The organism is Bacillus sp. PK5-006 (assembly GCF_054161415.1).
In genome coordinates this window covers 1,122,462-1,134,714 of sequence record NZ_CP096414.1, presented here as the reverse complement: position 1 = coordinate 1,134,714, position 12,253 = coordinate 1,122,462, and the positions used below count along the sequence as shown (strand labels likewise).

Annotated in this window: 10 protein-coding genes; all 10 read right to left on the bottom strand. The window is 42.1% G+C overall.

Annotation, left to right across the window (positions count from 1 at the left end; all coding sequences use genetic code 11):
- Window positions 1-26 precede the first annotated feature (26 nt).
- The 10 genes from coaE to M1D84_RS05770 all read right to left on the bottom strand — a co-directional run bounded on the left by coaE (window position 27) and on the right by M1D84_RS05770 (window position 12,209).
- Window positions 27-632, bottom strand: coding sequence for a dephospho-CoA kinase (gene coaE, locus M1D84_RS05815; RefSeq protein WP_024425706.1), 606 nt, complete (start codon window positions 630-632; stop codon window positions 27-29).
- Window positions 633-645: 13 nt separating this feature from the next.
- Window positions 646-1,278: a sporulation membrane protein YtaF gene (gene ytaF, locus M1D84_RS05810; RefSeq protein ID WP_024425705.1), complete on the bottom strand. Its 633-nt coding sequence runs from the start codon at window positions 1,276-1,278 to the stop codon at window positions 646-648.
- A gap of 174 nt (window positions 1,279-1,452) precedes the next feature.
- Window positions 1,453-2,286: a DNA-formamidopyrimidine glycosylase gene (gene mutM, locus M1D84_RS05805; RefSeq protein WP_212048599.1), complete on the bottom strand. Its 834-nt coding sequence runs from the start codon at window positions 2,284-2,286 to the stop codon at window positions 1,453-1,455.
- Window positions 2,287-2,312: 26 nt separating this feature from the next.
- A complete protein-coding gene (polA, locus tag M1D84_RS05800) occupies window positions 2,313-4,952 on the bottom strand; it encodes a DNA polymerase I (RefSeq protein ID WP_025092257.1) in 2,640 nt (879 codons plus the stop codon).
- A gap of 255 nt (window positions 4,953-5,207) precedes the next feature.
- Window positions 5,208-6,950 (bottom strand): two-component system histidine kinase PnpS, encoded by a 1,743-nt coding sequence (gene pnpS, locus M1D84_RS05795; RefSeq protein ID WP_151862623.1) that lies wholly within the window; start codon window positions 6,948-6,950, stop codon window positions 5,208-5,210.
- Window positions 6,943-7,671, bottom strand: coding sequence for a response regulator transcription factor (locus M1D84_RS05790; protein WP_024426141.1), 729 nt, complete (start codon window positions 7,669-7,671; stop codon window positions 6,943-6,945). Before M1D84_RS05790 ends, pnpS begins: the two co-directional genes overlap by 8 nt.
- Before the next feature lie 185 nt (window positions 7,672-7,856).
- Window positions 7,857-8,795, bottom strand: a complete 939-nt coding sequence (mdh, locus tag M1D84_RS05785) for a malate dehydrogenase (protein WP_008356047.1) — start codon at window positions 8,793-8,795, stop codon at window positions 7,857-7,859.
- Between the two features lie 34 nt (window positions 8,796-8,829).
- Window positions 8,830-10,101 (bottom strand): NADP-dependent isocitrate dehydrogenase, encoded by a 1,272-nt coding sequence (icd, locus tag M1D84_RS05780; protein WP_024424789.1) that lies wholly within the window; start codon window positions 10,099-10,101, stop codon window positions 8,830-8,832.
- A 148-nt stretch (window positions 10,102-10,249) separates the two neighbouring features.
- Entirely contained in the window at window positions 10,250-11,368 is a 1,119-nt protein-coding gene (citZ, locus tag M1D84_RS05775; RefSeq protein WP_024424790.1) for a citrate synthase, read from the bottom strand.
- Between the two features lie 376 nt (window positions 11,369-11,744).
- Window positions 11,745-12,209 (bottom strand): DUF441 domain-containing protein, encoded by a 465-nt coding sequence (locus tag M1D84_RS05770; RefSeq protein ID WP_024424791.1) that lies wholly within the window; start codon window positions 12,207-12,209, stop codon window positions 11,745-11,747.
- Between the last annotated feature and the right edge of the window lie 44 nt (window positions 12,210-12,253).

Sequence of the window (12,253 nt, the reverse complement as noted above, 5' to 3'; positions counted from 1 at the left end):
AAAAAGAAGAGTACGTGTATGTACTCTTACTTATCTGTATGTTCCCATTCATTTAATATGTTCTGCAATTGCTTTCTAATAAACGCGAGATCTTGTGTGTTCTCTATCACGCGGTCTGCTTTTTTACATTTCTCCTCAAGAGGCTGCTGAGAGTGTATTCGATTCAGCGCTTCTTCCTCGTCGAGGTCATTTCGATTCATGAGCCGCGACAGCTGCAATTCAGGCGTTGTATACACCACAATGATGCGGTCGACGAGACTTTCCAGCTGACTTTCAAATAAAAGCGGGATATCGAGGACAACGAAGGTTTCCTTCTGACTAACCCCTTCATCTCGCTGTTTGAGCATTTCTTTTCTCACTTCAGGATGAACAATCGCATTCAGCTGCTTTCTTTTCTCTTCATCAGAAAAAATGATGGCTCCAAGCTGCTGCCGGTTCAGCTCCCCATTTGGCAGGAGAACATCCTCGCCAAAGGTTTGAACGATTTGTTGAAGAGCTGGTGTACCTTTGGCAACCGCTTCTTTTGCAATGACATCTGCGTCCACGACCCGGATGCCCTGCTCTTTTATCATTTGCGAGACGGTGCTTTTTCCACTAGCAATCCCGCCTGTTAATCCAATGACAAGCGTCAATTGATTTCCTCCTTTACAGCTTCCACACCCCAATTAAAATGAGCAGAAGCCCTGGTAAGCATGCAAGTTTATCGATCCAGCGCCAATTGGCCAAGTAATGCCCGGCACGGAGCCCGATACACACAAAGAGTGAGCTCATCACGGCCACAGTGATACTCATGACAATTGGAGAAAAGCCTAGAATCGCAGCGCCAATCCCTGCGCCAAATGCATCAATGGATAAAGCAATCCCAAGAAGCACCGCTTCTATTCCATTGATCGTCCCAGAACGGTCAATATCAGCACTTGTCGGCTTTCGCAAAATTTGAATAACAAGACCAAGCGATTGCACTTCCACATTGAGCAATGTCTTTTCATGAAGAAGCAAATCGCGCTCTTTCGCTGGTTTGTAAAATTGATAAAGGACCCAAAGTCCAATGGCGATCAAAATGCCTCCACCAAGTTTATCCGTCACTGAGACAGGGAGGAATGTCGTCAGCAGGCTGCCAATCAGCATGGAAATGAGCAGCACAATCCCTGAACAGCATGCAATAATGACAATCGCTTTAAATGGAATCTTCATTTTACGAAGGCCATACGTAAAGCCTACAGAAAAGCTGTCAATACTGACTGCAATAGCTAAAAACAGGAGCGAAATCGAAATCATACCTGAACTCTTCCTTTCTGTTCATGCAACGATGATCAAGAGTCTCTAGGCGTCCTTAGACTCTTCTTCACTATATGAAGAGCAGGTGGGCTGTGTGTCAGTCTACACCTTGCTGAAAAATGAATGTTTTTTATCGTATGCACAGCAAAAAGGAAGCATGCTGATGGCTGATTTTTATTGAGGACGTTTTTGGCAGGTCACACAAAAATGTGTGCCGCGCCCTCCGACTACTGTTTTCTCAATGATGCTTCCGCATGTTTGACAAGGCTCTCCCCGCCGGTCATACACAAGAAGCTGCAGCTGAAATGTACCAATATCACCTTGTGAATTGATATATGAGCGAATCGTGCTGCCTCCTGCATCTACCGCCACTTGTAGTGTATCGATAATATGCCTGTGAAGCACTTTACACGATTCAAGGCTGAGCTGATTCGCTTTTGTTTCTGGATGAATGCCTGCTTTAAACAAAACCTCATCTACATAAATATTACCTAGTCCCACGACAATCTTTTGATCAAGCAGCGCTGTTTTGACCACACGGGATGTTTTTTTCAATTGCTCCCATAAATATTCCGGAGTGAATTGAACATCAAAAGGCTCATATCCCAGCTGTGAGAGCGGGAGTTCCTTTTCTTCTTCACCCGGCTGAAATAAATGCATCGTGCCAAATTTACGCACATCATGATACCGAAGCTCAGTACCGTCTGTAAACGTAAAGACGACGTGGACATGTTTATCGTATGGTTCATGCGCTTCATGTACACGGTATTTCCCTTCCATCCTTAAATGGGAGACCATCACGTAATGGTCTAAATGAAAGAGCAGGAACTTTCCTCTTCTTTCAATGGTTTGTATCGTTTCTCCTACCATCCTTCTTGCGAACTCTTCCGGCTCCCCAGGACGTTTGATGATATTTGGCCATTTAATATCGACCGTTTCAATCGTTTTTCCTTCGACTAACCGCTTGAGTGTGCGCCGGACGGTTTCAACTTCTGGTAATTCCGGCATGCTCCTCGCTCCTTTTTCTCTCTCTATTATTTTGCGTCGTACCAAGATGGGCCTGAAGCAAAATCAACTTTTAGCGGCACATCTAGCTGAAGTGCATTTTCCATGACTTCAGGGACAATTTTTTCAAGTATGGCAATTTCTTCTTTCGGTGCTTCAAAGATCAATTCATCGTGCACCTGTAATAAAAGATTTGCCTGCAAGTTTTCTTCTTTTAACTTTCGCGCCATATCAATCATGGCTTTTTTAATAATATCAGCTGCACTTCCTTGGATCGGTGTGTTCATGGCTGTTCGTTCGGCAAAGCTTTTGATATTAAAATTACGGCTTGTGATATCCGGGATATACCTTCTGCGTTTGAGAAGCGTCGTGACATATCCTTTTTGTTTCGCTTCCTGCACGATCTCTTCCATATAGGTTTTCACGCCTTTAAAGCTTGTTAAATAGCGTTCGATAAAGGCAGCTGCTTCTTTTCTTGTGATCCCAAGGTTTTGAGATAATCCATAGTCACTGATTCCATATACAATTCCGAAGTTGACAGCCTTGGCTTGTCTTCTCATAGAGGAAGTCACTTCTTCTTCTGAGACATGGAACACGTCCATCGCTGTTTTTGTGTGAATATCCATATCTTGCGTAAACGCTTCGATCAAATTCTCATCCTGAGAAATATGAGCGAGTACACGCAGCTCAATTTGAGAATAGTCAGCAGCAAACATGAGCCAGCCTTCTTTTGAAGGGACGAATGCTTGACGAATCTTTCGTCCTTCCTCTAAACGAATCGGGATATTTTGCAGGTTGGGATCTGTTGAGCTTAGTCTTCCTGTTTGCGTGAGCGCTTGATTAAATCGTGTATGCACTTTATGGGTATCCTTGCGCGTTACTTTCATTAAGCCTTCCACATAGGTCGATTGCAGCTTTCCAATTTGGCGGTAATGCAGAATGGACCGAATGATCTCGTGCTTATCTTCAAGCTTTTCAAGAACATCCGCAGATGTCGAGTAGCCCGTCTTTGTCTTTTTAATAATCGGCAGGCCTAATTTTTCAAAAAGAATCACGCCAAGCTGTTTAGGAGAATTGATGTTAAACGTTTCACCTGCTAAGCGGTGAATGGTTTCTTCATATTCTTTCAGCTTTTTCGTTAACTCTTCACCCATCTTCTCTAGGCGCTCAATATCTACCTTTACGCCAAGTGATTCCATTTCACCTAAGATGAGGGCAAGCGGCAGCTCTAAGTCTTCATATAGTTCATGCTGATCATTTTTTTCTAGCGCTTCAAGTGTTAAATCATGCAGAGCAGAGATCGCCGCTGCTTTTCGCCCAAGATGTTCCTTCAGTTCATCTTCAGGTGGAATCGCCTGCTTTGCTCCTTTTCCGTACACTTTTTCATCAGAAAGAGCGATGTTAAGACCGTATTCCTTCGCCACACTTGCGACGTCCTCATACGATTTCTGAGGGTTGACGACATAGGAAGCGAGCAGAACATCGTTATCGACACCTTTTAGATCGACATCATGCCATCTGAGGGCGACAACGGCTCTTTTTGAATCAAAGACCCATTTCTTCTTCGTTTCATCCTGTACCCATTGTTTAAATGCATCTGATTGAAGCGCATCTTCTTTCGTGATAAAAAACGCACCATTTTCATTATGGATCGCAAAACCAATCAAATCTGCTTCATGATAATTATCTCCAAGCTGTTCTACCACAAGAGCAGCATGATCTGTCAGCATCTCATCCGTTACTTCGGTCATTTTTTTCACTTCTAATGCTTCTACTTCGACCTGTTCACCTGTTTCTGGTGCTTCTCCTAGACGTTCTAGCAGCGTTTGAAAGCCTAGTTCTTTATACAGAGAGATCACTTGATCCATATGAGGACCTTCATATGCGAGATCCTTGCTTGATACATCAATTGGCGCTTCTACAAGAATCGTTGCGAGTTTTTTACTCATCACTGCCTGCTCTTTATATTCTTCAAGCTTTTCTTTGAGTTTTTTCCCGCTGACTTCGTCAATATGTTCAAGCAGGTTTTCAACCGTTTCAAACTGCTTTAACAATTTAATCGCTGTTTTTTCACCTACACCTGGCACCCCTGGGATATTATCTGAGGAATCTCCCATCAAACCTTTCATATCGATGATTTGATCTGGGCGCAGGCCATATTTCTCTTCAATATGAGCCGGTGTGTAATATTCTACTTCTGTAATGCCTTTTTTCGTAATTGCTACCGTCGTACGGTCTGTTGAGAGCTGCGTTAAGTCCTTATCTCCTGAGAAAATTTTGACTTCAAAGCCGTCTTTTTCTGCCTCCACAGCCAATGTCCCGATAATATCGTCTGCCTCGTATTGAGGAAGCTCGTACCTTTTCACCTGATAGGCATCTAATAGTTCACGGATAAACGGCATTTGTTCTGATAGCTCTGGCGGCGTTTTTTGTCTTCCGCCTTTATATTCTTTAAATGTCTCGTGGCGGAACGTTGTTTTCCCCGCATCAAATGCGACAAGCATATGGGTTGGCTTCTCATCCTCGAGCATCTTCATTAAGATCATCGCAAAGCCATAAATGGCATTTGTATGGACGCCTTTATCATTTGATAATAGCGGCAAAGCAAAAAAGGCTCGATATGCGAGACTGTTTCCATCCACTAGTACTAATTTCTTTTTGTCTGTCATGTTTTAATCCTCCATCGGCTGAGCCATTTCAGCCGTCTCTTTCAAACATTGTATCATCATTTTATCAAAGTTTATTTTGAAAAGAAAATAGTCGAACCTGCATAAAAAAAGGGACGAAAACAACAAGTGTTTTCGTCCTTACAAAATTGGCTCCTTGGATGAAGGGGTTCCTATTCATCCTACCAATGATTGTTTAACTAAACATGAATCCATTGTAAAGATCATGTAAATTTTAACGTGACTTTCCTTTTTTCCCTATTTTGATTTCAGGCTCACTGTAAAAGTCGTTCCTTTGCCTTGTTTGCTATGGACCGAAATCGTTCCTTCATGCGCCTCCACAAGGTGTTTGACAATGGCAAGACCAAGTCCTGTACCGCCTGAATTTCTACTTCTATCTTTATCAATTCGATAAAATCTCTCAAATATTCTTGGAATCTCGCTTTTCTTCATGCCGATTCCTGTATCTGCTACATCAAATTCATAGGCGCCTTTCCGCGGTCTTGCCGAAATGGTGACACTCCCTCCCTCTGGTGTATAGGTAAGGGCATTGTTCACGAGATTGAGGAAGATTTGCTTTAACCTCAGCGGATCTGCCATCACATAGACAGGCTCTTTCGGGATTCGCACTTGTAATTGAATGCCTTTTTCTGCGGCCTTTTGTTTTAAAAGGACTTCAATCTCTTGAATGATTTCTGTCGCATTGGCGTCTTGAATATTCAGTTTGAAATGCTGCTGCTCGATTTTGGAAAGATCGAGTAAATCTTGAATGAGAGTTTCGAGACGGACACTCTCTTTTAGAATGATGGAAAGGAATTGTGTCAGCGCTTCTTTGTCATCAATCGCTCCATCAAGAAGAGTTTCAGAGAATCCTTTAATCGACGTAATCGGTGTCTTTAATTCGTGAGACACATTGGCGACAAAATCTTTTCGCATCTGCTCCAGCTGCTTTGTTTCTGTCACGTCATGAAATACAAGGACAATTCCTTTCCATTCATCGTCTGTACTTAAAATGGGAACACCATCCACCTGGAAGTAGCGCCGTTCAATGTCAACGGCCAGGCGTAAAAACTTCCGCACCTTCGTTTCTGTCATGAAAATTTCGTCAATCAGCTCAATAATTTCTTCATGAGTAAATGCTTCATGGTACAGCTTGTGCATGTAAATGTGCTTTTGCACTTTAAACTGCTTGCGGAAGGTTCGATTGACTAGGTTGATATACCCCATCTTATCAATCAAAATAATTCCTGCACCGATGTTTTCAATGACTGTTTGCAGACGGTCCCGCTGCATTTCCCCAGTGCTAGTCATTTCTTGAAGGCTTTCTGCCAGGCGCTTCATTGATGTATTAAGCTCACTTGTTTCGATGATGAGCTCTTCATAATGATTGGTATCATAGTTCCCGCGTTCCAGCTGTTTGGCTACCTTTGTGGCATAATCTATCGGTTTTACATATTTCATCGACATGCGGTATCCAAAGAAAATGATAATAATAATCGCCGAGCCAAGACAAACGGCTAATGCGAGCCAAAGCTGGCCGTCAATTTCATTTAAAGGCTGGAATGACGCATGGAGAAATAAATAGCCCACCGGTTTGTTTTGTTTCAGGATAGGGACTGCGTAATGAAACAGCGCATCCTTCTCATCCTCAATGACGACGCCTTTTGTTTGAAGGCGTTCATTGTTTAGTGTGTTTTGAATGATGCCCCTTTGCTCCGCTTGACCCGTTGTATGTATGATATTCCCCTTCAGGTCCACAATTGACGCATTCATATCGAGATGCTGCTTTGCCTGATTGAGGATCTCCTTGTTTTGCTTCGCCTGCAGATCATCACCATCCATGGAAGAAAGAAGAAAGCTCGATTCATTTTCCATTCGTTCCGTTAATTTTGTTTCATAAAAAACATGGAACATGTGATCCAAAAAAAGGCCAAGTGCAACAAACACAATAAAAAGGAGAAAAATAAGGCCCGAAAACAGGCGGGTTCGAATTTTACTCATTTGGCTTTGGCTCCTCCAATTTGTAGCCTAAGCCGCGAATGGTTTTAATGTATGTTGGTTTTTTCGTATTCTTTTCAATTTTGTCCCGCAAGTGGCTGATATGTACATCCACAATACGAGTGTCACCTGCAAAGTCATAATTCCAAACGGCACTTAGCAGCAGATCACGTGTGAGGACACGTCCTTTATGCTTGGCCAAATAAAGCAGCAGTTCAAATTCCTTCGGCGTAAGCTCTAGGCGTTCTTCTTGGAAGTAGACTTCGTAGTGTTCTGGTAAAATGCGCAGTTCACCAATTTTGATTTGGTCTGCAATGACCTCTTCCTTCTCCTCTTGCGCGGGGACAGGCTGAGATTGCTGCGCTCTTCTCAAGATGGCTTTTACCCGAGCACCCACTTCTCTAGGACTAAATGGCTTTGTCATGTAATCATCGGCTCCAAGCTCAAGACCGAGCACCTTATCAAATTCATCGTCCTTTGCTGTCAGCATTAAAATAGGGAACATCATTTTTTGAATTCTCAGTTGTTTACACACTTCAATGCCGTCCATCTTCGGAAGCATTAAATCTAATACAATGAGATCAGGCTGTTCACTTGCTGCTTTTTCAAGCGCTTCTTCCCCATCTCTTGCTGTGACGACATCATAGCCCGCCCTTTCAAGGTTATAGCTTAGAAGTGTTACAATCGATTCTTCATCATCCACAACTAATATTTTTTTATTCATGTTGTGCCTCCAATTAGTGATTTCCCCTGCATCCGTTTTTTTGTATCTTATGTGAAAAGCGAGAAGTCATGCTTTCTCTTTCATTTTAACGAAAGCTTAACAAGAGGACAATTTAAAATTTCGACAAGATTTGTTTTGTAAACAAAAAGAAGGCCCCTCATAAGAGAAGCCTTCTTTTTTTCATATTAAGACAATACTTTCATGACGTTCTTAACAGATTCAACCGAACGGTCAAGCTGACTTCTTTCTTCTTCTGTCAACTCAAGCTCAATGATCTGCTCAAGGCCGTTTCCACCTACGATTGTTGGTACTCCAAGGTAAATGCCTTCGTAGCCATATTCACCTTCAAGGTATGCAATCGTTGGGATGACGCGGCGCTGATCTTTTAGAATCGCCTCAACCATTTCTACTAGTGAAGCAGCAGGTGCATAATAGGCACTACCGTTACCTAATAGGTTTACGATTTCGCCGCCGCCTTTTCTTGTTCTTTCAACAATCGCATCAATTCGATCTTTTGGAATCAATGTTTCAAGCGGGATACCGCCAGCATAAGAGTAACGAACAAGCGGAACCATGTCATCGCCATGTCCACCAAGGACAAAGCCCGTCACATCTTTGACAGATAGGTTTAATTCTTGAGCAACAAATGTACGGAAACGTGCTGTATCAAGAATGCCCGATTGTCCAATGACTTTTTCTTTTGGTAATCCTGATTCTTTATAAACTGCATATGTCATTGCATCAACAGGGTTTGTTAACACAACAATAATGGCTTCTGGAGAATATTTAACGATTTCGCGTGTCACGCTGCGCATGATTTTTTCATTTGTGGACACGAGATCGTCACGGCTCATTCCCGGCTTTCTTGCAATTCCTGCCGTAATGACCACGACATCAGAACCGGCTGTATCTTCGTAGTTAGAAGTGCCTGTAATGTTCGCATCGAAGCCTTGAACAGGGCTTGCTTCCAGCATATCAAGTGCTTTCCCTTTTGTTGGGTTTTCAAGCTGCGGGATATCAACTAATACGACATCCGCTAATTCTTTTTGAGCTGTTAGAAATGCTGTAGTTGCTCCAGTAAAACCTGCTCCGATGACAGATACTTTTTTACGCTTGTTTGCCATTTCCTTTTTCCCCTTTAACTTTAAAGTTTAAGAATCAAGACAAGTTTTTGATGAGCTCGTCAGCAAACTCAGAACATTTTACTTCTGTTGCGCCATCCATTAATCTAGCAAAATCGTACGTGACAACTTTAGATGCAATTGTTTTTTCAACAGATTGAATCACTAGATCAGCTGCTTCCTGCCAGCCAAGGTGCTCAAGTAAAAGCACACCTGATAGAAGAACAGAAGATGGATTCACTTTATCAAGACCAGCATATTTTGGTGCTGTTCCGTGAGTCGCTTCAAAAATAGCGTGTCCTGTTTCGTAGTTGATGTTCGCACCAGGTGCGATACCAATTCCACCAACTTGTGCTGCAAGTGCATCAGAGATGTAATCTCCATTTAAGTTCATTGTAGCCACAACATCGAACTCAGCTGGACGAGTTAGGATTTGTTGAAGGAAAATATCTGCAATGCTGTCTTTGACAATGATTTTGCCAGCAGCTTCTGCTTCACTTTGCGCTTTGTTTGCCGCATCTTTTCCATCTTGTTCTACAATACGATCATATTGTGCCCATGTAAAGACCTTGTCGCCAAACTCTTTTTCAGCCACTTCGTAGCCCCAGTTTTTGAAGGCACCTTCTGTAAATTTCATGATGTTTCCTTTGTGAACAAGCGTCACAGATTTACGGCCTTGGTCAATTGCATATTGGATAGCCGCTCTGACAAGACGGGATGTACCCTCTTCAGAAACTGGCTTGATTCCGATACCTGACGTTTCTGGGAAACGGATTTTGTTCACACCTAATTCGTTTTTCAAGAAGTCAATTAACTTCTTCACTTCGTCTGAACCTTTTGCATACTCGATACCTGCATAGATATCTTCTGTGTTCTCACGGAAGATCACCATATCTGTGTCTTCTGGACGTTTCACAGGAGAAGGTACGCCTTTGAACCATCGAACTGGACGTAAGCATGTGAATAAATCAAGCTCTTGTCTAAGTGCCACGTTTAATGAACGGATTCCTCCGCCAATTGGTGTTGTTAGTGGTCCTTTAATCGCGATTAAGTATTCACGAATGTCTTCAAGCGTTTGCTCAGGAAGCCACTCTCCAGTTTTATTGTAAGCTTTCTCACCTGCATATACTTCTTTCCAAGTGATTTGCTTTTCACCTTTATATGCTTTTTCTACAGCTGCTTCAAGTACTCTTGATGCTGCTTTCCAAATGTCAGGACCGATTCCGTCCCCTTCGATAAACGGGATAATTGGATTATTTGGTACATTCAATACGCCGCCAGTAACTGTAATTTTTTCGCCTTGTGACAATGATATTACCTCCCAGGTTATGTAGTGAATATTTGAAACTTCTTGGCTTGATGTCTGCAAGCAAAAAAGTTTTTCACGTGATTCGTTTTTTTGTTGATATGGAGGCTGATTGGCCTTTTGAAATCAGCCCCCGCTTATTCTATAAACATTAGTCTCTTTCACTGATCGGAACAAAGGTTTGAAGATCAGGTCCAATGTAGTCAGCTCTTGGACGGATGAGACGGTTGTTGTCATATTGCTCTAGAATGTGAGCAATCCATCCAGAGAATCGGCTGATCACGAAAATTGGTGTAAACAAGTCATGATCAATCCCAAGACTGTGATATACAGATGCAGAATAAAAATCAACATTTGGTGGAAGATTTTTCTCTGATGTCACGATTTCCTCTGCGCGAACAGACATTTCATACCATTTCGGCTCGCCAGTGAGGTTTGTTAAACGCTGGCTCATTTCTTTTAGATGCTTTGCACGCGGGTCACCTTGACGGTATACGCGGTGGCCAAAGCCCATAATTTTTTCTTTCTTCTCTAGCTTACCATGAATATAGGAATCTACGTTTTCAACTTCGCCAATTTCTGAAAGCATTTTCATCACGCCTTCATTAGCGCCGCCATGAAGCGGTCCTTTTAGCGCACCGATAGCCGCTGTTACACCAGAGTAGATATCTGATAGTGTAGCAACACATACACGTGCTGTAAATGTCGATGCGTTTAATTCATGATCCGCATGTAGAATAAGTGCCTTATCAATGGCTTCAATTTCTACTGGTGACGGCTCTTCGCCATTTAGCATATACAAGAAGTTTGCAGCATAGCTGTATTCTTCTTTTGGCTGTACAGGCTCAAGTCCCTTGCGAATACGTGAAAATGCAGCGACTAGTCCAGAAATTTTCGCCTGTAAGCGAATCGCCTTTCTGTAATTCGCTTCTTTGTCCATAATCTCTGATTCGTCATCGAGTAAACCTAGTAAGGATACTGCTGTACGAATCGCAGACATTGGATGAACCCCATCGAGCGAATAAGATTTAAAATGCTCAATGATTTCTTGCGGAATCTGAGCATTTTCATTGAGCTGCTGTTTTAATTCACTCAGCTCCTGCTCATTCGGCAGCTTTAAGTGCCATAACAGGTAGACAATTTCTTCGAATGTAGCTTTTTCAGTTAAATCATCGATATTGTACCCTACATAAGTAAGAGTATCATCAATAATTGAGCTTACGGATGAAGTTGTTGCCACGATACCTTCAAGACCTCTTGTTGCTGTCATGTTCAATCTCCCCTTTTTAAAAAGATTCCCCTTCGTTGCAGAATTCTCACTTTTTGAAAGCGCTATCCAATCCGAATAAGATAACAGGCTCAGAAAAGAAAATGCTTACATTTACCTATACGGTTAGAGCGCTTTAAGCCTCATATCTCTTGTATGATCAATGAGTTCAAAATTAAGCCTATTCCCATTATAAACAATAATCAGACATTTGTTAAATGTTTAACTATAATTTTTTTTGATATTTTTTTTTCCAGTCTCCCATATCAGGCATGGAATAAAGGGATTTTGCTTCTTTTAATATATTTAATTATGTTTTTTTGCAAAAGCTCACGCAAGAAAAAATTTAAAAAAGAAAGTGGCAGGAACCACTCTCTTTTCACCCGCTGAAAAATTTCACAGCCTGCATCGCCAAATAAGCGATTCCTGCCCCGATGAGCGGCCCAACAGCCACACCTTTAAATAAGCTGACTGCCAAAATGGTACCAAACACAAGCGCTGCCGTAATATGCGGATCATTTTCGAGTAGCACAATCCCGTTTTTTGCAATTAATGCTACTAATATACCCGCTCCAAGAGCTATCCAAGCATAGGAAGATTTCATCGCTTCTCCAAGCTGCTTAAATCCAATGTCACCTGTTGCAATCGGGACCAGCACAGCAATGGTAATGACAGTGACTCCCCAATTAATGCCTTTAGATTGGAGAACCGGGAAAATTTTTTGATCCAGGCCAATCAGCTTAATCGCGATCAGCACAGAGACCGCTACAATTAACGAATTGTTTTTTGCAATAAGTGCAATAACGAGTAAAAGTACCAAAAATAAATTTGCTTGAGTAAACATACGCCGCTCCTTTCTTTCTTTTTATTGCGACCTTTTCATATTAC